Source organism: Thermostichus sp. MS-CIW-38 (assembly GCF_054058415.1).
The window spans coordinates 113659-134450 of sequence record NZ_JBSSAH010000004.1; the positions used below are offsets into that span (position 1 = coordinate 113659).

The window sequence follows — 20792 nt, forward strand, 5'->3', positions numbered from 1 at the left end:
CTAGTTGGATGATGACTCCCTGAGCCATTGGATCAAATCGGCCAGGGTTTGGAAGTCCAACAGCGCTTCCGCCAAAGCCTCCAGTTGCTCGGTAGGTAAGAGGCGGATGGTTTCAGACAGGTCTTCCGGCAAAGATCCCAGCTTGCGCCGCAGTTGACTCAGAGTCAGTCGAGCTGCTTCTTGCTGCAGACCTTGCTGCAGACCTTGTTGCAGACCTTGCTCTAGGCCTTGTTTCAGGCCCTCCTCTCGCCCTTCTTTGAGGGCTTCTGCCCGCCACATCTGATAGATGGTCGATTCCCGCACAGCCAGACCTCCCAGTACCCTGCTAATTTCCTCTGGCGTCCATGTTAATCCTGCCAAAACAGCAGTGGCCGCTTTCACCTCTTGCCGTAGTTTTGGATCCTCTATCTCTGCTATTGCTCTGGCCACTTGGCGGAGTCGCGGCTCCGGGTTTTCCGGATCTGCCAACACGGCTAAAGGCAGGAGTCCTGGATATTGAGATAGCACCTCCGGATCTTGTTCCCACAGGCGCAAGACCTCAAAGCGATGGGACAGGGATCCCCGTTGAAAAGAAGTCTGGTACACCCGTTCTGACTGGGTTTTTCTTAGGTAGATGACAATCTGCCGCACCTCCTGGTCGGGATAGCGACGGAACAGGCGCAGGCAGTAGTCGGCCATGCGCAAGGGAATGTCGGGATCCGGATCGGTTTGAAACTCCAGATGCAAAATCAGGTTTTGGGCCCGCAGCAGGATAAGAGAGTCCGCTCGGATGGGCTCGGTGGACAGCTCCGTCGGCTGTAGCTGAGCCAAGGAAACAGGGGATCCCAGCAGCCACCGGGCAAAGGACTCGGGGAACCATTCCACCAAGTACTTGCAGACGTTATCGTAGGCCACAGGATCCCTTTCCTACAAAAGCCGATTCTCCCGATGGCCCCTCTGCCGAGATCAGCCGTAGTACCCTTGGTTGATGCGGTTTTCCAGTTGGTTAGCCCCTTCCTGATACTCGCCAAACACGAAGTTCTCGGCGTTGGCTTTGATCAGGGCCTTTTGCTGCTCTGTCAGGCCTGAGATCTGCAACATGTCTTCCAGGCTCTTGTAGGGGGCATTTTTCACCAGGATGCGAGCTAGGGTGGGATAGAAGCCGGGCAGTTGGCGGTAGTTGCGCAAGATGGTGTTGTTCACGTCAATCGGAGTGTCCAAGTGCTTTACCGGGGGAAGCTCTGCGGCCCTGGCCACAACAGGGATCCCCAAAGGAGCGAAGCACAGACAGAGCACTAACACCACACGAACCAAGATGGACAGCAGCCAGCGCATAGCATCACTTCTCCAAGCAGAATCCAAAAGGCTCATCTGTATAGGTTGCTAACATTCTCCGACCATCTAGTGTCTCATCCCCTCCACCCCGAATCGAAGGCCAAGACAGGATTTGGATCCCGACAGAAACAATTTTTAACAACTATGATCAGGAGACAGTCTTTCTTGCTCTCCCTTTCTCGGCTATCGCACCATGTCCGACTTGGCCCTTCTCCACTCGACTCGACTTGACCCCCCCAGCCGGGATCCATCTCCAGGGATCCCAGAACCCACCCCTTCTCCGGAGCTGGAGTTGCTGGAGCAGACCGAACTCTTTCTCAGGCGGCACATTGGGCCGGATGCCCGGCAAATCGGGCAGATGTTGCAAGTGTTAGGGCTGAGTTCGCTGCGGGAGCTGGTGGAAAAAGCGGTGCCGCCGGCCATTCGCAGCAGCCGGCCTTTGCAATTGGGATCCCCTTGCCCTGAGCAGCAGGTGTTGGCGGAACTGCAGGCAATGGCGGCCCAGAACCAGGTGTGGCGCTCCTTTTTGGGCATGGGCTATTCCAACACCCTGACGCCACCGGTGATTCAGCGCAACATCCTGGAAAACCCTGCCTGGTACACCCCCTACACCCCCTACCAAGCTGAGATTGCCCAGGGACGGTTGGAAGCCCTGCTCAACTTCCAGACGATGGTGATCGACCTGACGGGGATGGAGATCGCCAATGCTTCCCTGCTGGACGAAGCCACGGCAGCCGCAGAAGCCATGGCTCTTGCCTACACCTTGGCGGGCAAGGGATCCCCAGTTTTCTGGGTGGATCGGGGCTGTCATCCCCAGACGATTGCAGTGGTGCAGACGCGGGCGGAACCATTGGGAATCCAGGTGCGCATAGCCGATCCAACAGAACTCTCCCTGGAAAAGGGCTTTGGATTACTCCTGCAGTATCCCAGCACCTATGGGGAAATCCGGGACTACCGGCAGTTGGTGGAGCAGGCTCACCAAAAGGGGATGGTGGTGGCGGTGGCTGCCGACCTGCTCAGCTTGACCCTATTGCAACCGCCGGGAGAGTGGGGAGCGGACATCGTGGTGGGATCCACCCAGCGCTTCGGCGTGCCTTTGGGCTATGGCGGCCCCCATGCGGCTTACTTCGCCACCCGCGAGGCCCACAAGCGGCTGCTGCCAGGACGGCTGGTGGGGATTTCTCAGGATGCTCAAGGCAAGCCAGCCCTGCGCTTGGCGTTGCAGACCCGCGAGCAGCACATACGGCGGGACAAGGCCACCAGCAACATCTGCACTGCCCAGGTGCTTTTGGCGGTGATGGCTTCTATGTATGCCGTCTACCACGGCCCCCGCGGCTTGCGACACATAGCCGAGCGCATCCACCGCCAGGCCCATCACTTGGCCACTGGGATCTGCCAGTTGGGTTATGAGGTGGGGCCCGAGCATTTCTTCGATACCTTCTGGGTCAAGGTAGCTTCTCCAGAGCAGGTGCAGGCGATCCAGGCCGGCGCTGCCCAGCGACAGATCAACCTCCGCCAGATCGATGACCGGACGCTGGGGATCAGCTTGGATGAGGCCACCACCACTCAGGATCTGCGGGATCTGTGGGAGATCTTTGCCGGAACCCTTCCCCGCAGCGGAGCGGAGTCCTTACCGCCAGCTTGGGATCCCGACAGCCCAGAGCTGGACTTGGGCCAGAGCCTGCCGCCCCAGCTCCTGCGCACCACCCCCTACCTCACCCATCCGGTCTTTAACCGTTACCACTCGGAAACTGAGCTGCTGCGCTATATCCACCGCCTGCAAAGCCGGGATCTGGCTCTCACCCATTCCATGATCCCCTTGGGCTCTTGCACCATGAAGCTGAATGCCACGGTGGAGATGATGCCGGTCACCTGGCCGGAGTTTGCCCAGCTCCATCCTTTTGTGCCCCTAGAGCAGGCCCGTGGCTATCAAGCCCTTTTTGCCCAGTTGGAAAAGATGCTGGCGGAGATCACCGGTTTTGCCGGAGTTTCTCTGCAGCCCAATGCCGGATCTCAGGGGGAATATGCCGGCCTGTTGGCTATCCGCCGCTACCACCAAGCCAGAGGGGAAAGCCGGCGGCAGGTGTGCTTGATCCCCACCTCGGCCCACGGAACCAACCCGGCCAGCGCCGTGATGGCGGGGATGCAGGTGGTGAGCGTAGCTTGTGATGAAGCCGGCAATATCGACATTGAGGATCTGCGGGCCAAGGTGGAGCAGCACGGGGAGCGGCTGGCCGCCTTGATGATCACCTACCCTTCTACCCACGGTGTGTTTGAGGAAGGGATCCGCGAGATTTGCCAGATAATCCACGAGGCGGGGGGACAGGTGTACATGGATGGGGCCAACCTCAACGCTCAGGTGGGCCTCTGCCGTCCTGCCGAGCTGGGGGCCGATGTCTGCCACCTCAACCTGCACAAGACCTTCTGCATTCCCCATGGGGGAGGTGGGCCGGGGGTAGGGCCCATTGCCGTGGCCCGCCACCTTGTGCCCTATTTGCCTGGCCATCCTGTTTTGCTCGGCTGTAACGGCCCCGTCAGCGCTGCCCCGTGGGGCAGTGCCAGCATTTTGCCCATCTCCTGGGCCTACATTCGCCTTATGGGATCCGCCGGCCTCACCCTGGCCAGCCAAGTGGCCATCCTCAACGCCAACTACATCGCCAAGCGGTTGGATCCCTACTACCCAGTGCTCTACAAGGGGCCGGGGGGGTGGGTGGCCCACGAGTGTATTTTGGATTTGCGCCCCCTGAAAAAAAGCGCCGGCATCGAGGTGGAAGATGTGGCCAAGCGCCTGATGGACTATGGCTTCCACGCCCCCACCATCTCCTGGCCGGTGCCGGGGACAATGATGGTGGAGCCCACCGAGAGCGAATCTCTGGAGGAGCTAGATCGCTTCTGCGAGGCGATGATTGCCATCCGCCAGGAGATTGCCGCCATTGAGCGAGGCGAGATGGATCCGGTGCGCAATCCCCTCAAGCTGGCCCCCCACACCGCCGAGGTGGTGGCTGCCGACCACTGGGATCGCCCCTATCCTCGCTCGCTGGCCGCCTACCCGCTCCCTTGGGTCAAGGCCCACAAGTTCTGGCCCAGCGTCAGCCGCATCGACAACGCCTACGGGGATCGCCACCTGGTGTGCAGTTGTCAGCCCTGGCTCGACGAATGATGGCTGCTCTGGAACTTGGCCCAGAAAGGAAGATTGGTTGTATCCAAAGGCGGGATCCACTATAACCAGTCAGGGATCCCTGGCCAACGGATGAGAAAAACGGATGAGAAAAAATCCCCGTCTTGAGCGGTTCACGTCAGTGGGGCCAGGTTCTTTGCCTATTCTTACTCGGCTAACCCTGGGGCTGTTGGCGGGATCCCTCGTGGCCTGCCGCAAGATGCCTGATCCGGTTGCTCAAGAAGTGGATCAGGATCCCGTGCGGCGTCACATCGGCAAAGATGGCACGCATTTTGAGGCTTCCCTGGGGGATACCCGCGCCCTTCCCCCTCAGTTTCCCCCTCACTTGCAGTTGCCCAACGCTTCCATCATCTCTTCGGGACAGATTCGGGATCGAGAGGGGGGCCTTGCTTCCCTGATCTTGCAGACCTCTCAGCCTCTGGAGGCGATTGCCGCCTACTACCGCCGCACCCTGTGGGGCCGGGGCTGGGACATCCTCTCGGACATCGAGCAGGCCAACGGGATCCGCACCTTGGTGTTCGAGTCTCCCCCCCACCCCAAAAAGCCTCTCCAACAGGCGGTGGTGCAAGTGGGATCCCCTCGTCGCGGGCCGGATCAGGTGGAATATCGCGATATCTTGATTTTGCTGAGCACCGTATCCCCCTCTGCCACGGCAGAAGACCTCTCTGCGGCCAAGCTCGCTCCCCCAACTTCCCCCTGAGGATGCCCATCTATACCCAGTCGATTCCGATTGCGGCCAGCGTGGCCCAGGTGGATCGCTGCCTCACCGACCTGGAGTTGATGAAGCGCTGGCTCAACCCGCTGTTGGGCTGCGAGGCGGTGGGATCCCCTCTGGCGGAATTGGGCAGCCGCTACCGCTTTTTCCTTCGCTTGCCGTTTGTATCCCCCAGCTTGGATTGCGTGATTACAGAGCGGGCAGAAGGCTTGGTGCAGTGGCAGTTTGAGGGGTTTTTTGAAGGAACCGACCGCTGGGAGTGCCATCCCCAGCCGGGGGGTACCCTTCTAGTCAATTGCTTCAACTTCCGCATCCCCAGTCCCTGGGTGGCGGCAGGGTTTTACCTGTTGGCAGCAGGGCCGACCCAGCAGGATATGCGGGCCCAGCTCCGACGGCTGAAGGCGGTGGCCGAGGCTTTGGGTTAGGCTGGTGGCAAGTAGTAAAGAAACGTAAAAAACTGCAATGACCAGCAACAGCGGACTGTTTAACCGTCGCTTTGCCGACAACTTCATCCCCCAACCAGCCAACACTTCTCTGGAAATCGGCCAGATTGCCCCCGATTTTGAGCTGCCGCGCGTGCAAGGGGATCCCGTGCGGCTATCGGACTACCGCGGCCAAAAGCCGGTGGTTCTGGCTTTTACTCGTATCTTCACCGAAAAGCTTTTTTGCCCTTTTTGCTACCCCCACATCCAAGAGCTGAAAGCCCGCTACGGCGAGATCCAAGCCTTGGGGGCCGAGCTGCTGATGGTCACCAGCACCGATCCGGTTCAAAGCCAGCAGATTCAAGCAGACCTGCAGCTGCCTTACCCGCTGCTGGTGGATCCCGAGTGCAAAACCTTCCGCCTCTATGGGGTTGGCCAAGCTTTGGGAGCACCCCTGCCGGCCCAGTTCGTTGTGGATCGGGAGGGCAAACTGCGCTTCAAGCATGTTTTCTCCTTTGCCCAGCCCAATGCCGATACCGATGAGGTGCTGCGGGTGTTGCGGGAGGGGCTGCAAACCGGCTGGGATGGAACCCGTAGGGTGGCCCCTATCCCCTTTTTCTAGGGATCGGGCTTCTCTGCCATTGGACTTCCAGGGAGAGAGACTGCGATGTTTGCCCGTCTGGCCCAGAGTGGGGCGCGTCAGGCCGAGATCCTGGAGGTGGTTTTGCGCCACGGTTGGGACTACATGCGCCGCTTGCTCTCTTTTGGCAAGGCTGGGGAACCCCAACTGCCCCCCCCAATGGTGCTGCGCAACATTTTGGTGGATCTGGGGCCGGTCTATGTCAAGCTGGGCCAACTGCTGAGCACCCGTCCGGACCTGTTGCCGCGAGAGTACATCGAGGCCCTCAGCACTTTGCAGGCCGACGTACCTGATACATTTACGCTGAACATTGCTGAACATCACTGTTCAACTATGCAGCGATAGCATTCTGTTTGTTTCCAACCAGAATGGCGGTATCCCGCAAAGCTTTGAGTAGAATACCCAAAGCGCAGTTTCCGTGTCGTCTTACTACCAATTTTCTGCTTTGCTTTGGCTACCATGTTGGCAGACTCGAAAGTAAACAGAAAGATCAACTGGTAGTAATCCGTACTGAGCATATTATACATTATTTTCAGTATAGTTGAGCTTATTATTGACTAGAGTCATGCTCTTTTCTGAGATCCTGCAGGCGGCCCGGCGCAACCAGATCCGCATTCCCGGCAATTTGGGCCTCTGTGCCAAGGCGCTGGCCAATTTGGAAGGGATCGCCCGCCAGCTCACCCCCGACTACAACCTGCCGGAGCAGCTTCGCCCCCTGATGGCGGATGTGTTTCGGGCGCAATTGCTGGGGGAGGCCCCTCTGCCTTCGCTGCTGCGCACGGCTTTGGATTTGAAAAATCTCTCTCTGCAATCGCCGCGCCAGATGGAGCTGCTGCTCAGCCGCATCACGTCGGAAACCCAGCGCTGGAACTTGACCATCCAAGAGCTGGACGGGATCCGCAGCAGCCTGGATCAGTCGGCCAACCGCCTCTCCTACAGCATTGTGGTCGGCTCTCTAATCGTCGGGGCCGCCATCATCTCGGCTCAGACGCAGCGGTTTCAGGTCTTTGGGCTGAGCGAACTCCTGTTCGGGGCGGCCAGCCTGTTGGGGCTGTGGCTTGTCATCAGCATCCTGCGCTCCGGTCGCCTGCGCGGCTAGATTGGCTGTTGGCTCATCAGTGGACTCAGGGCCCTACTGCCCTTGTCTGGATCTCGATGTTTCCAAAAGAACACCAAAACGGTATCAACGCCTCCGCGAGCGATCCGCCAAAAGCCGCAAAGGCCGATTCTTTCGTTCGATCCCTCGACGCCTTGCGCCACAAGGCTTTCCGGCCCCAAAACCCCCTCGCCAAAACTCTTTTTGCCGACTTTTTTCCGGATCCCTCGCAAATGGGCCTTGCATTCCTTGCCCTGCTTGGGTTTAATAGGGGTGGAGTTCCCCCTTCGGGGGGATCCCTAGAAATTGGAAACCACCCAGGATTTTCCTGGGTGTTCTTTCTCCTAATTGTTCCCCCTTCGGGGGGATCCCTAGAAATTGGAAACAGTAATGAACTGGATGATCACCACAACTTGAATTCCGTTCCCCCTTCGGGGGGATCCCTAGAAATTGGAAACCGCAATGGTTGGGTGGTGTTGGAAGAAAGTCACGAGTTCCCCCTTCGGGGGGATCCCTAGAAATTGGAAACACTTGGAATCCCTCGTAGATAGTCGAGAATGGCGCATGTTCCCCCTTCGGGGGGATCCCTAGAAATTGGAAACTTTCAGGAGCGTTGCCCAGTGTGACCCCAACTTGGGGTTCCCCCTTCGGGGGGATCCCTAGAAATTGGAAACTATTACAAGTATGGACAACGGCTAGTCAACCTCTTCCAGGTTCCCCCTTCGGGGGGATCCCTAGAAATTGGAAACCGTCTCGGTATTGATGTTCCCGATTTAAATGTTGTTGTTCCCCCTTCGGGGGGATCCCTAGAAATTGGAAACTTTAAAGTGCAACTTGCTAAATACTCTCCGAAATTCGAAGTTCCCCCTTCGGGGGGATCCCTAGAAATTGGAAACAGGATTCTATGTTGATTCGCTACTATGCTTATCAAATGTTCCCCCTTCGGGGGGATCCCTAGAAATTGGAAACCAGTAAAGCAGATACTCATCTACATCCCGGAAGGTAGTTCCCCCTTCGGGGGGATCCCTAGAAATTGGAAACATGCGTTGTATCTTCGTAATCGAAGATAGAAATAATTGAAGTTCCCCCTTCGGGGGGATCCCTAGAAATTGGAAACACCAGTTGATCACCCAGTGCCCCTTGCCCCAGTAGATCGTTCCCCCTTCGGGGGGATTCCTAGAAATTGGAAACTTCGAACGCGCACCGCAGCATCACCTGGCCTCCGCAAGGGTTCCCCCTTCGGGGGGATCCCTAGAAATTGGAAACGAGGTTAGTGGGTTAGACTAGACCAAGAGCCTTCAAGTTCCCCCTTCGGGGGGATCCCTAGAAATTGGAAACTACATTGAACGACCACCGATCTGTTTGATGATCAGTGGTTGTTCCCCCTTCGGGGGGATCCCTAGAAATTGGAAACGCTTGCATACAACCTACACCCTGCATATGTGTGTGTAGGTTCCCCCTTCGGGGGGATCCCTAGAAATTGGAAACCCGCCCTTCCCTGCCCCCCGTGGGAAGGCCATCTCATTCTCTGTTCCCCCTTCGGGGGGATCCCTAGAAATTGGAAACATTTGTTGAAGCGGAGTTCCCACTGCGTTGAGCAGACTGTTCCCCCTTCGGGGGGATCCCTAGAAATTGGAAACAAACGTTCCCGGGGTGTCCACCGAAACGTTCCCTGTATGGTTCCCCCTTCGGGGGGATCCCTAGAAATTGGAAACCCGTGTAAAATCTAGTTAACCCCCAGCACCCAGGAAATAATCGTTCCCCCTTCGGGGGGATCCCTAGAAATTGGAAACGATGTATTTACGACCATTGGGTACAAGCATGATAGCCATAGAAGTTCCCCCTTCGGGGGGATCCCTAGAAATTGGAAACGCCAATACGAACCCGCTCCTATTTCTCTTGTTACCCACACGTTCCCCCTTCGGGGGGATCCCTAGAAATTGGAAACTGTTAAGCTTCTTGGCCTTTGCGGCAGCGTTCTTGCGAACCTTGTTCCCCCTTCGGGGGGATCCCTAGAAATTGGAAACAACTTGTTGGATCCCTTGCCACCTTGGGGTGTATTTGTTGAGTCAGTTTCCCTGCAGTGAGGGATCCCTAGGGATGGGGAAAGGACTCAACAGCTTGCGCTGGCTGGCGCGTCAGTATGCGCTTCGAGTTCTGGATGCTGCCGGTATAACCCTCAATGGCTCACAGCCCTGGGATATTCAAGTTCACGACGAGCGGCTCTACCTGCGCTGCCTGCTCTATGGATCCCTGGGCTTTGGCGAGGCCTACATGGAGGGCTGGTGGGATTGCGAGGCCATTGATGAGTTAGTTTGTCGTCTCCTAACTGCCCAGGCACCGCAGCAGGTGGGTTGGCTAATTCAGCCCCTACTTGGGCTGGACAGTCGCCTCATCAACCGCCAGCGGGGCAAGGGGGCATTCGTCATTGGCCAGCGCCACTACGACATTGGCAACGATCTCTATGAGGCCATGCTGGATCGCCGCATGATCTACAGCTGTGCCTATTGGGATGGGGGCGCGCAAACTCTGGATGAAGCCCAAGAAGCTAAGCTTGACCTCATTGCCCGCAAGCTGGAACTCCAACCCGGCATGCGGGTGCTCGACATCGGCTGTGGCTGGGGCGGCACAGCCCAGTACCTGGCCGAACGCTACGGGGTGCAGGTTGTGGGGATTACTGTTTCCAAAGAGCAAGCCAAACTGGCCAGCGAACGCTGCCGCGGCCTGCCGGTCGAGATTCGGTTAGAAGACTATCGCCAGACCCAGGGAAAGTTTGATCGCATCCTTTCTGTCGGCATGTTTGAACATGTTGGCTACCGAAACTACCGAACGTTTATGCAGGTAGCCCGCCGCTTGTTGAACGACAATGGCTTGTTTCTTCTGCACACCATCGGCAGCAACGTGGCCTACCAGGGGCGGGATCCCTGGATTGAGCGCTACATTTTCCCCAACTCGATGCTGCCCTCGCCTCATCTGATTACTGCAGCCTTTGAGGGCTTATTTGTGCTGGAAGACTGGCACAATTTTGGGATCAATTACGTGGCCACCTTAAAAGCCTGGCACGCCAATTTCGAGCAGGCATGGCCAAAATTAGCCGACCGCTACGATGAGCGCTTTCGCCGCATGTGGCGGCTCTATCTCCTGATGAGTGCCGGCAGCTTCAAGGCACGGGCCAGCCAGCTCTGGCAACTGATCCTCTCACCTCGTGGGGTGAGCGGCGGCTATCGCTCGGTGCGGTAGCGAGAAGTCGGAATAGCCCTACCCACACGGCTTTTCCCAACTGCACAAGGGGTTCACAGATCGAGCCGGATCCCTGTCACGCAGAATAGGCTTCCCCCACGAAGAACAACGAACTCTGTCCAGAACAGGCCGCCACAGAGAAACCGCCGGCCCGGTAGGGATCCCTTGTCAAATCCTGTTTCAATCCACGAGCTCAAGGATCTCTGCAAACCCCAAGAGGGAGCCAGCTCTTAACGTCAGCTTAAATTCAGTCGTGTAGCCTGCTAATAAGCGCATACACTTATTGGCGCAAGGAGGGTGTCAAGATGAAAAAGCTGGCTGAGCTTCCCCTAATTAGTCTCCCGGTCGCCGCTTTGTTGACAGCATGGGCAGTGGCAACCTCGGCTCCTCCAGCAACAGGGGTTCCGGCTGGCGGGCGTGCTGCCTTGGTGGTGGCCTACAACAGTCCGGAGAAATGGGCGAACTGGGGCGAGGTGCTCAAGTCCTTCACTGCCAAAACTGGCCTGCAAGCCCCCTCGGATCCCAAGAATTCGGGCCAGACACTGGCTGCCCTCAAAGCTGAAGCCGCTGCCCCACAAGCGGATACTGCCTACTTCGGAATTGTCTTCGGCATTCAGGCCGCTGAGGCAGGTTTGCTGGAGCCCTACAAGCCAGCTGGGTTTGATGAGATCCCAGAGGGGCTGAAAGATCCCGAGGGCCGCTGGATGACGATTCATCAAGGAGCAGTAGCCTTCTTGGTCAACACCAAGGTACTGGGCAACGCGCCTGTCCCTCAGTGCTGGGCTGACCTGACCAAGAATGAATACAAGGGCAAGGTGGGTTTTCTGGATCCCACCCAAGCAGCAATTGGGTACTCGGTAGCTACAGCTGCTAACCTGGCGCTAGGCGGTACGCTGGAGAACTGGGATCCCGGCATTCGATACTTGGCTCAGCTTAAGGCCAACGACTTGCAGCTCCCAGCCCAGACAGCCACTGCCCTGGTTCAGCAGGGAGAGATTCCTATCCTGATCGATGCTGACTTCAACGGATATCAGCTCAAGAACAACGAGAATGCCCCGGTTGAAGTCGTGATCCCCTGCGAGGGCTCAATCGCTATTCCCTATGTGATTGGCTTGGTCAAGGGCGCACCCAATTCTGAGGGTGGCAAGAGGTTGATAGACTTCACGCTGTCGAACGAGGGTCAGGTGTTGTTTGCCAAGAGCTATCTGCGGCCCGTGCGGCAAGTAACTGTGGATCCCGGAATTGCTGCCAAGATGCTCCCGGCCAGCGCCTACGAAAAAGTAGCTGTGCCGGACTACGGGCAAATGCGCGCTGTGCAAGAGCGATTCAATGAGCGTTGGAAGGCCGAGGTAATCCGGTGATCTTGAGCACAAACTTTTGCTCTCTCGGGGGGTCGCGGGCAACAAGACAAGTATTGCTCGCGGCACCCGTTGTTCTACTGTTCGCCCTGGGGCTGCTGGTACCTCTAGTTGTGTTGCTTCGCCAGAGTCTGCTGGACGGGAGCAGCGGTCGCCTAACGCTGCAGAACTACGCGGCAGTTGTCACTTCACTGGCTTATCGCCGCGCTCTGCTCAATAGCGTGTTGATTGCTGTCGCCTCTACGCTGCTGGCGCTGATCTTGTGTTTTCCAGTGGCCATCTACGTCGAGCGATTCGACAGCCCTTACCGAAATGCGCTGGCAATAGCCTTGACCATACCGCTTAGCCTGCCTGGAATTGTCATAGGCTTCTTCGTCATCTTGTTCTTCGGAACAACCGGCGTTGTGCCGCAGCTTTTTCTGCTGCTGACAGGTGAACGCCAGCTAAGCTTTGCTTATACCTTTGGGGGGATGTTGCTGGGCTATTTGTATTTTCAAATCCCACGTGTTGTGTTGGTGTTGCGTGGTGCAGTCTCAGCGCTATCGCAGGACGTGATCGATGTCAGCCGCACGCTAGGTGCCACCCCTTTGCAGGTTTACCTCAACGTGCTGCTACCAACGCTTCTCCCGGCTTTGCTCAGCGCTGCCAGCGTCAGTCTGGCAACAGCCCTCGGGGCTTTTGGCACGGCAGCCACCCTAAGCCGTGGCTTTCGCGTGCTACCCCTTGAGATCGCTTCGTCATTCACAGAAAGCTTTCAACCAGAACGCGCGGCCAGCCTGAGCATTGCTCTCACTCTGCTGACTACGGCCATTCTACTGGGTCTGGGTCAGGTTGCTGAACGTGGCCTACAGCCTCATCGCCCGCCAGATATGTTGCAGAGGGAGCTGGTGAAGTGAAGCCACTAGCTTGCAAGCGCCAGCACGCAGCGGATCCCGTCACAGCGATTGGGCAGGGGTTCACCTTGGCTGCAGTGATCCTGTGCCTGGCACCAGTGCCCTTGCTGATTGTTGTGGCGACCACTGTTAACTGGCCGCTTGGTTTTTGGGCTGGCGGGGTCACCACCAACTGGCTGTGGCAGGGATGGGAAACTGTGCGACCCTACGCCCTCTTTAGCCTGCGCCTAGCCTGCACGGTGCTAGCAATTGACCTGGCTGTTGGTTTACCCGCCGCATGGCTTATTGCGCGGCATAACTTCATTGGCCGGCAGGCGCTGATGGCCTTGATCAATCTGCCGCTGGCCATCCCCGGCATTGCCATTGCCTTGGCTTTAATCTTGGCTTACCCAGCAGCTCGAGCCAGCGGGCTACTGCTTCTGCTCGGTCAAGTGATCTACACCCTACCGTTTCTGGTGGCAACCTTGGTGCCGGCGCTGGCCCAAGCGGCATTGATCGAGCGCGAAGCTGTGGCCTGCACCTTGGGCGCATCGGCCATGCAGCGGCTGTGGTATGTGACGCTCCCCTCGATCCGCAGCGCGTTGCTGGCTGCTTTGATTTTGGTGTTCACGCTGTCCATGGGGGAGTTCAATGTCTCGTTCTTCTTGTTCACCCCTCTGAACAAAACGCTGCCCATCGAGTTGTACTCGGCATACATCACCAACCGGGTGGAAGTGGCGGCGGCGATTACAGCCATTTTTCTCTTCTTCGTCGTGCCTGCTGCCATCGCCATTGAGTGGCTAGGCGGTAGCAAGATAGGACAAGCATGACCAGCCCAGCCTCTGTGGTATTCGATCACATCTTCTATGCCTACACCCCTGGACGTTGGGTGGTTCAGGACATTTGCCTGGAGGTGCAACCTGGGGAGATCGTGGTGTTGGTCGGCCCCAGTGGCTGTGGCAAGAGCACTCTGCTGCGCTTGGTAGCCGGTTTGCTGATCCCTACCCAGGGCCGTCTTTTGCTCGATGGGATCAACACAAGTACGTTAGCACCGGAGAAGCGACTTGTGGGTTGGGTTCCCCAGAGTTATGCCCTGTTTGAGCATCTAAATGTTCGGGATAACGTGGCTTTCGGACTGCGCATGCGCCGGGTGGCAAAAGAAGCAATGAGCCGGCGCATCAGCGAGATGCTGGAACTTTGCCGCATCGCTGAGCTGGCCGACCGACCAGTTACCCAACTCTCTGGAGGTCAGCGCCAGCGCGTGGCTATTGCCCGGGCCCTAGCTGTGTCGCCGCGCGTGCTATTGCTGGACGAGCCTCTGGCTGCCCTGGATCCCCAACTGCGGGCAGCTATCCGGGCTGACTTGCAAGTTCTGCTGCGCGCCAGTGGCGTGACAACCCTCTTCGTCACCCACGATCAGGAGGAAGCCCTGGCCATTGCCGACCGAGTAGCTGTGCTGCAGGCTGGTCAAGTAGAACAATTCGGGACACCGCAGCAGATCTGGCAGTCACCAGCCAACTCGTTTGTTGCCCAGTTCTTTGGCGGCGCAACTGTGCTTACAGCTCGGCGCATCGGCCCAGGCCGCGTGCGTCTCGCACCCGGACTAGAAGCCGACGTTCCTTTGCATTGTGACGACCAAGTGGTACAAGTGGCAGTTCGCAGCGGCGATCTGGAGCTTCTGCCCGAGGTTAGCCCATCGACGGAAGCAGGGCAGTTCATCCCCATGACCGTTGAGTTTGCAGGCGATGCCTTTAGGATCACTGGAGAACTGATAGGCGCAGGTAGAGTCACGCTTCTGCACAACCGACCGGTTATCCCAGGGCAGAGATATCCTGTTCGCGCCAAGCCGGGCCACATCCTTTCTACCGTTGGCCAGTGTCCCTACTGCAACCAAGCTAGGGATCCCAGTCAAAGCGGATAACTTCTGCCGGAGACAACTGAGTTATCGAGCTGGCCTGCGAAGACACCGAAGGATTGGTTTACCCTGAACACCTGGGATAATCAGCTATCTGCTGTTGTCGGCTTGTCTGTGAAGGCAGTTCTCCAACTTCAACTCGCGCCTCCTTTTGCCGTATGCTTTCCAGAGTTGAAGCAGGTTGATACTGCCAAGGGAGCCCTGCCGGACGGTGAGTAACTTTGCAGCCTCTCCTACCTTGATCTCCTACCTTGTCAGTGTCTTGTCGGGGGCAAAGGGTACCTATACAATCACGACTTCAACAGACGCTGACCTACAGGTTCTCAGAAGGCTAGCTATCTCTTGCTGCTCAAGCACTTCGTAGCAGCAAGCCCACGCACTTACTATGGGCAAACCAGCAGGAGCACGGATGGCTACAGCGAACGACGGAACCCCAGCCAAATCTCGACCTGGCAGACGCTGGGCAAAATCAGCCGACCTGCTCGCGCAAGGAAAGCTCAAACTCCGACCTGCTAAGTCTGGCCAAACGCCGCAGCAATTGGTGTACACAAAGCTACGGGAGATGATCCTGAACAGCAAGCTGCAACCGGGCGAGTGGCTGCGCCAAGAGCAGTTGGCCTCTCTTTTCGGCGTCAGCCGCACACCTATTCGCGAGGCCCTGCGCATGCTGAGCCAGGAACACCTGGTTGAGTTTGTTACCAACTATGGGGTGCGGGTGGTGCCGCTCAGTTGGGAGGAATTTGAAGAACTCTATGCGATGCGCATTGGGCTGGAAGGGTTGGCTGCACGACTGGCTGCCGAGCAAGCTACTCCGTCGGACGTGGCCGAATTGCGAAAACTCTTAGCTGCCATTACAACGCTGGCCGATGGCACGGATCTATGGACCTATCTGCGCGAGGAGTGGCACTTTCGTCTCAGGTGTTACGCCATCACGGGTCGGGAACAGCTGATCCAGCGGATCAGGAATCTGCGCGAGCACGCCGAGCGGTATCTAAGGCTGGCCTATAACGTTGAAGGCAAGATGCAGGAGTCGCTTGACTTTCATCGCAAGCTGCTAGAAGCAATTGCCATCCACGACGGAGCTGCTGCCGAGCGGATCAACCAAGAGGCACTGCGCTGGACGCTGGCCAACGCCGGCCCAGTCGTGCGCGCCAGTCAAGCGCTGCAGAGACCGCTGGATAAAGCAGCCGGTGACTAGAGAATGGCTTGGCCGACGGCGGAGCTGTCAGCGCAAAAGCCAATTGCGCCGATCCAGCACGGGATCCACTTCCACAACGTCCAGTGATCCAATCCTTCTGCAGCAGCCATCCCTCTCAGCCCAGTAGGGATCCCCTGCCGCATGCTTGGAATCTTCCGGATCCCGGCTGAGCAACTGACTCCCCTGGGAAGGGTGTTATTATGGATCTGATTATCATTCTCATCAGACGAGCTGGCGGATGCCCAAAGCTCTGCGGCAAATTATTGAGCGCTTCCAAAAAGCCAAAACTTCTAAGCAGAAGTACGAGCTTCTGTTGGCTTATGCCAAACGGCTGCCCCCTTTGCCCGAAGCGGAGAGAAGGGAGGAGAACCTGGTTAGGGGTTGTGCGTCGCGGGTGTGGCTGGCCACTGATTTCCGGGATGGCAAGCTCTACATCCAAGGGGATGCCGACGCCCAGTTGGTGAAGGGTTTGGTTGCGGTTTTGGTAGAGGGATTGAGTGGCCTCTCGCCGGAGGAGATTCTGGGAGTTTCTCTCCGCTTTGTTGAGGAAATGGGCCTGAACTTCAGCCTTAGCCCTTCCAGGAGCAACGGTCTGGTGAGCATGTTTTCGATGCTGCGGCAGAGGGCCTTGGCTTTTGGGAAGTCAGTTGCTTCCAGCTCTGCTGTCTCTGTTGTCTTGTGAGGTATTCAGGCTCATGACTGATCAAGCTAACTCTATCCGTTCGGCTCGACCGGTGCGATCGCTGGTCTCGCTGCTGGCCGCCCTCTCGGTCGGGATCCTGGGAAGCCTGCAGATGCGCCAAGAAGAGTCCCGGGCCCAGCAGGGATCCAGCCCCCCAAAGGTGGTGACCACGATTTTGCCGATAACGCAATTTACCCGTGCTGTGGCCGGGGATCGGGCAGAAGTCACGCCACTCCTTCCCCCTCAGATGGGGCCCCACGACTTTCAGGCTCGACCTGAGGAGGTTCGTTTGCTGGCTCAGGCGGATGTGCTGGTGATCAACGGGTTGGGTATGGAAACGTTTTTGGAAGGGTTGATCGCCAGCGCTGGGAACCCCCAATTGCAAATCGTTGACAGCAGCGAAGGGATCCCAACTTTGCGGGCTGAGGAGCCAGAGCATGGGCACGGCCACAGTCACGGACATTCTCATGGCCATTCTCACGGGCACGGTCATGGACACTCTCATGGGCACAGCCACGGCAAGTTCAACCCACACATTTGGCTGGATCCCAGGCGGGCCATTCAGCAGGTGGAAAATATTCGTGATGGCCTCATCTCTGTAGATCCGGCGGGGGCAGAGATCTACCAGGCCAATGCGGCTGCTTTTATCGAGAAGCTCAAGGCTTTGGATGAGGAGATCGAGCAGCGCTTGGCTCCCTTTGCCGGCAGAAAGTTTGTAGTTTTCCACAACTTTGCCCCCTACTTTGCCGAGCGCTACAACCTCAAGGCTGAGTTTTTGGTGGAGATCCCTGAAGCCAGCCCCTCCCCCGAAGATGTGCGGCGGGTGATGGAGACGGTGCGGGCATCCGGCCTGAAGACGATCCTGGTGGAACCGCAGCTGGGGAGTAACAACCCCTTTGAGGTTTTGGCCAGAGACCTAGGGATCCAAGTTCGCGTTTTCGATCCCATCGAAACCGCTGGCCCTGAGGGGATCGAGCCGGAATATTACCTGACCATCCTGCGGCAAAACGTGGAGAACCTGGTCTCCGCCTTTGAGAAGGAGACGGCCTTCCTGCCCCTGCAATTGCCGCTGCTGGGCCAAGCTGCTCTCGAACACCTTCTGGCGAGGGGGCGATGATCTCCTGCTCCGGCGAGGTTGTCCTGCGCGTCGAGGGGCTGACGGTCTATCGGGGATCCCAGTTGGCGGTGCAAAATGTGTCGTTTGAGCTGAGGGCGGGATCCCATACGGCCATTGTCGGCCCCAATGGCGCTGGCAAAAGTACCTTGGTGCAGGCCATCTTGGGGATCCTGCCGCGGCAGTGCGGCTCGGTTTGGATTCTGGGAGAGCCGGTGTGCCTGTCCGGTTACTTGCCCCCCTCGGTGCGGCAGCAGGTGGCTTACGTGCCCCAACGTTTTCAGTTCAATCCTGGGATCCCCATGGTGGTGGAGGAGTTTGTGGCTTTGGGTTGGGGGGCGTTGCAACCCCGCTGGCCCTGGCAGCAGCGCTCTGCTCGGCAGCAGGCGGTGCAAGAGGCGCTGGAACGAGCCGGCGCATCCCACCTGTCCTCCAAGGCTCTGGGCCAGCTCAGCGGCGGGGAGCTGAAACGGGTGCTGTTGGCCTATTGCTTGGCTTGGCCGCGGCGGCTGCTTATCCTCGACGAGGCACCGGCAGGCTTAGATACGCTCAGCGAGGGGGAGTTTTACCGGCTCCTGGAAGAGCTGCGCCAATCCCTGGGCTGGACCATTTTGCAGATCTCCCATGATCTGGAAATGGTGTCTTGCTATTGCGACCGCGTGCTGTGCCTCAACCAATCCCTCATCTGCCAGGGATCCCCCCAGGTGGCTTTGGCACCAGAAGTGCTGAGCCGGGTTTATGGGCCTGTTCGCGACAGCGGTGCGGAGCACCATTTTGTCCGCTACATCCACCGTCACTGAGGGGAAGGCGATGTTGGAGGGCTGGGTGCGGGTAGTGGAGCTGTTGCAGTTGCCCTTTATGCAGCGGGCCATGCTGGGTGGGATCCTCACCGGCATGACAGGTGGGCTGCTGGGCAGTTTTGTTATTCTGCGGCAACTGTCGTTTTTTAGCGATGCCCTGGGGCATTCGGCTCTGCTGGGGATTGTTTTGGGAGTGCTGCTGGGGCTGAATCCCACCGTGGTGTTGATGGTGTTTGGGGTGGGATTTGCTTTGGGCGTCACCTTTGTCTTGGAGCGCACTCAACTGTCGGCGGATGCGGTGCTGAACATCATCTACTCTTCCTCTTTGGCGCTGGCCGTTATCGCCCTCAGCTTGCTGCCCGGCTATCGGGGCAACCTCAACCAGTTGTTGTTTGGGGAGATTTTGGGGATCAGCCCGGCAGCCCTGTGGACGAGCGGGATCCTCTTGCTGATCAGCTCGGCCTATGTGGGATTGACTTTGCCCTCCCAAATGTTGCTGACCCTGGATGAGCCGCTGGCGCGGGCGCGGGGGGTTCAGGTGGGCTGGCAGAAGCTGGCCTTTGTGGTGTTGCTGGCTGTGGTGGTGGCCCTGGCGATTCGCTCGGTGGGGGTGTTGCTGGTGAGCGCTTTTGTGGTCATCCCAGCCTCGACAGCACGGATGTTGGGATCCCGCTTTACAACCTATGTGCTGCTGGCCATAGGTATTGGGGGACTGAGCGCGGTGCTGGGGATGATCGCCTCGGCAACCTTCAACCTGCCCTCCGGCCCCAGCATTGTTGCCACCCAGTTGCTCTTTTTTCTCCTAGCTATGGCGCTCAAGGGGGTGTCGCAACTCCTGCAGCTCTAGCTAGCGGCAATCCAAGAGCTCTCTCGGGCAGCGGCTTTTCCTGCAGAAGCTGGCCAAACAGGCGGCGATAGCTCTCTGGAAAGACCTGCCCGCTGAGGGTGGGCTGCTCGTAGACGCGCTTGAGGGTGTTGAGATCCCGCTTGGTAATGTTGGGCACCCGCAACACCCGCCGATTGCCGGTAGCCGCCGCATGGTGTCCGCCATACATCAGATCCCGCAGGTTCGGGCTATGGCCCCACAGCCCCAGCCCATGCCCGATCTCGTGTCGGGCCACCGCCGTTATTTCGGCCAACCCCTGTCCTTCTGCAATGACGATGCGCACCCGCTGCTGCAAAGAGCCATCGGAGGCGAAGAAAAACTCCGGGCGGGCCGCCCCAGCCACCCCGCCGCCAATAGGAGGAACGCGGTAAATGCTCATCCCGTAGAAAGCCTCCTCCTCTTTGGCCACCACCTTGAGCGGGATGTAGGCCGACCACTCCTTCACCGCTTGCTCCACGGAGGCCTTCCACTGGGGGTGATCCCCTTGGATGTAGATAGGGACGGGATAGAAGGCCCACTGGGCATAGGCTCCACCTGGCAAAAGCGGCTCGATTTCCTCAAAGTAGTCTCCCACCGCCTTGTCGTAGGCGTAGCGATCCAGGCCGGGGGGGAGTTTGAGCCGCATCGGCTGCGGCAGTTCTCCGGCTTGAGTTTGAGCCTGGGCTTGCAGGGCTTCAATGCCAAAAAAGTGGGGAACCAGCAGGGATCCCCTGCCCCCCACTGCCAGGACGAGGAGCATCGTCCAGCCGAGGATGCAAAGCTGTAGAATGCGCCGCCGCATCAAAGCCGCCCTTTCGCCCTTGTCTTTCTACAAGGTTAGTGGCTCAGAAAGCAAGTGTCGTTCGTTTGACATCCTCCCCGGCCTTTAGGCCGGAGATTCCTACCACGCTGCGCATGGATGGCTCCTTGCGCAGTCGTCTCGGCGGGTTCCTGCTTCCGACCGCCCGTGCAGTTCGATCCACAGGCCATCCGGGCTGACACGGGTGGTTCACCCACCCGCATCCCGACCGCAGCCTCGGTCGTGTCCTGCCCTTCGTCTCGCAACAGCTGTATCCCGCGAGCAAGGATGTTGATGGCACCGACCAGAAAGGCCTCCGGCCCGCTGCCGCGAAAGGCCTCCGGCCCGCTGCCGCGAAAGGCGTTATTCTCATAGCCGCACGCCACGCACTCGAACCAGGCTTGGGTCTGGCGGTTGTCTGATGAAACATGGCCGCAACATGGACAGGTGCGGCTCGGGTTCTGCGGCGGCACGACAATGAGCCTGCCACCTTTCCAGGCCAGCTTGTACTCCAGCATGCAGCGGAACTCATACCACCCCTGGTCGAGAATGGCTTTGTTTAACGCTGACTTGGCGCGGACGTT

Annotated in this window: 19 protein-coding genes, 1 pseudogene and 1 CRISPR repeat array; of the genes and pseudogenes, 16 read left to right on the forward strand and 4 right to left on the reverse strand. The window is 58.3% G+C overall.

Features of this window, described 5'->3' with window-relative positions:
* Entirely contained in the window at window positions 1-894 is an 894-nt protein-coding gene (locus ACVWXZ_RS02810; RefSeq protein WP_011431807.1) for a DUF4351 domain-containing protein, read from the reverse strand.
* Between the two features lie 51 nt (window positions 895-945).
* Window positions 946-1314 carry a photosystem II complex extrinsic protein PsbU gene (gene psbU, locus ACVWXZ_RS02815; protein WP_041436072.1) on the reverse strand — a complete coding sequence of 123 codons (369 nt, stop codon included), beginning with the start codon at window positions 1312-1314 and terminating at the stop codon, window positions 946-948.
* Between the two features lie 193 nt (window positions 1315-1507).
* On the opposite strand from psbU, the gene gcvP reads away from it, so the two are divergent.
* The 16 genes and pseudogenes from gcvP to ACVWXZ_RS02895 all read left to right on the forward strand — a co-directional run bounded on the left by gcvP (window position 1508) and on the right by ACVWXZ_RS02895 (window position 19391).
* A complete protein-coding gene (gene gcvP, locus ACVWXZ_RS02820) occupies window positions 1508-4474 on the forward strand; it encodes an aminomethyl-transferring glycine dehydrogenase (protein ID WP_457402762.1) in 2967 nt (988 codons plus the stop codon).
* 103 nt (window positions 4475-4577) lie between these two features.
* On the forward strand, window positions 4578-5192 hold the full coding sequence (locus tag ACVWXZ_RS02825) for a hypothetical protein (RefSeq protein WP_457482116.1): 615 nt from the start codon (window positions 4578-4580) through the stop codon (window positions 5190-5192).
* Window positions 5193-5194: 2 nt separating this feature from the next.
* Window positions 5195-5632, forward strand: coding sequence for an SRPBCC family protein (locus tag ACVWXZ_RS02830; protein ID WP_457402760.1), 438 nt, complete (start codon window positions 5195-5197; stop codon window positions 5630-5632).
* A gap of 37 nt (window positions 5633-5669) precedes the next feature.
* Complete coding sequence (locus ACVWXZ_RS02835) at window positions 5670-6251, forward strand: peroxiredoxin family protein (RefSeq protein WP_011431812.1); 582 nt, start codon at window positions 5670-5672, stop codon at window positions 6249-6251.
* A gap of 45 nt (window positions 6252-6296) precedes the next feature.
* Window positions 6297-6560, forward strand: a pseudogene (locus ACVWXZ_RS02840) (AarF/ABC1/UbiB kinase family protein); the annotation flags it as partial.
* A 274-nt stretch (window positions 6561-6834) separates the two neighbouring features.
* The gene (locus tag ACVWXZ_RS02845) at window positions 6835-7368 is read left to right on the forward strand and encodes a hypothetical protein (RefSeq protein ID WP_457402756.1); all 534 of its coding nucleotides are present in this window, start codon (window positions 6835-6837) and stop codon (window positions 7366-7368) included.
* A 275-nt stretch (window positions 7369-7643) separates the two neighbouring features.
* Window positions 7644-9392: a CRISPR direct-repeat array (repeat unit 36 nt; unit sequence GTTCCCCCTTCGGGGGGATCCCTAGAAATTGGAAAC).
* Window positions 9393-9465: 73 nt separating this feature from the next.
* Complete coding sequence (cfa, locus tag ACVWXZ_RS02850) at window positions 9466-10605, forward strand: cyclopropane fatty acyl phospholipid synthase (protein WP_457482126.1); 1140 nt, start codon at window positions 9466-9468, stop codon at window positions 10603-10605.
* A gap of 305 nt (window positions 10606-10910) precedes the next feature.
* Complete coding sequence (locus ACVWXZ_RS02855) at window positions 10911-11966, forward strand: extracellular solute-binding protein (RefSeq protein WP_099812785.1); 1056 nt, start codon at window positions 10911-10913, stop codon at window positions 11964-11966.
* Window positions 11967-12076: 110 nt separating this feature from the next.
* Window positions 12077-12859, forward strand: a complete 783-nt coding sequence (locus ACVWXZ_RS02860) for an ABC transporter permease (RefSeq protein ID WP_457482117.1) — start codon at window positions 12077-12079, stop codon at window positions 12857-12859.
* Complete coding sequence (locus ACVWXZ_RS02865) at window positions 12856-13665, forward strand: ABC transporter permease (protein ID WP_099812787.1); 810 nt, start codon at window positions 12856-12858, stop codon at window positions 13663-13665. The genes ACVWXZ_RS02860 and ACVWXZ_RS02865 overlap by 4 nt, the downstream gene beginning before the upstream one ends.
* A complete protein-coding gene (locus tag ACVWXZ_RS02870; protein WP_099812788.1) occupies window positions 13662-14756 on the forward strand; it encodes an ABC transporter ATP-binding protein in 1095 nt (364 codons plus the stop codon). The genes ACVWXZ_RS02865 and ACVWXZ_RS02870 overlap by 4 nt, the downstream gene beginning before the upstream one ends.
* 535 nt (window positions 14757-15291) lie before the next feature.
* Window positions 15292-15948 (forward strand): GntR family transcriptional regulator, encoded by a 657-nt coding sequence (locus ACVWXZ_RS02875; protein WP_168173332.1) that lies wholly within the window; start codon window positions 15292-15294, stop codon window positions 15946-15948.
* Window positions 15949-16186: 238 nt separating this feature from the next.
* Window positions 16187-16630: a SufE family protein gene (locus tag ACVWXZ_RS02880; RefSeq protein ID WP_457482118.1), complete on the forward strand. Its 444-nt coding sequence runs from the start codon at window positions 16187-16189 to the stop codon at window positions 16628-16630.
* Window positions 16631-16643: 13 nt separating this feature from the next.
* A complete protein-coding gene (locus ACVWXZ_RS02885; RefSeq protein ID WP_457482119.1) occupies window positions 16644-17747 on the forward strand; it encodes a metal ABC transporter solute-binding protein, Zn/Mn family in 1104 nt (367 codons plus the stop codon).
* The gene (locus ACVWXZ_RS02890; protein WP_457482120.1) at window positions 17744-18544 is read left to right on the forward strand and encodes a metal ABC transporter ATP-binding protein; all 801 of its coding nucleotides are present in this window, start codon (window positions 17744-17746) and stop codon (window positions 18542-18544) included. The genes ACVWXZ_RS02885 and ACVWXZ_RS02890 overlap by 4 nt, the downstream gene beginning before the upstream one ends.
* 10 nt (window positions 18545-18554) lie before the next feature.
* Window positions 18555-19391 (forward strand): metal ABC transporter permease, encoded by an 837-nt coding sequence (locus ACVWXZ_RS02895; protein WP_011431818.1) that lies wholly within the window; start codon window positions 18555-18557, stop codon window positions 19389-19391.
* Here the strand turns inward: ACVWXZ_RS02895 and ACVWXZ_RS02900 are convergent.
* Window positions 19360-20211 (reverse strand): hypothetical protein, encoded by an 852-nt coding sequence (locus tag ACVWXZ_RS02900; protein ID WP_414332345.1) that lies wholly within the window; start codon window positions 20209-20211, stop codon window positions 19360-19362. The two genes, ACVWXZ_RS02895 and ACVWXZ_RS02900, sit on opposite strands and share 32 nt — an antisense overlap.
* A gap of 35 nt (window positions 20212-20246) precedes the next feature.
* On the reverse strand, window positions 20247-20792 hold a 546-nt coding region (locus ACVWXZ_RS02905; protein WP_457482121.1), incomplete at its 5' end, for a zinc ribbon domain-containing protein.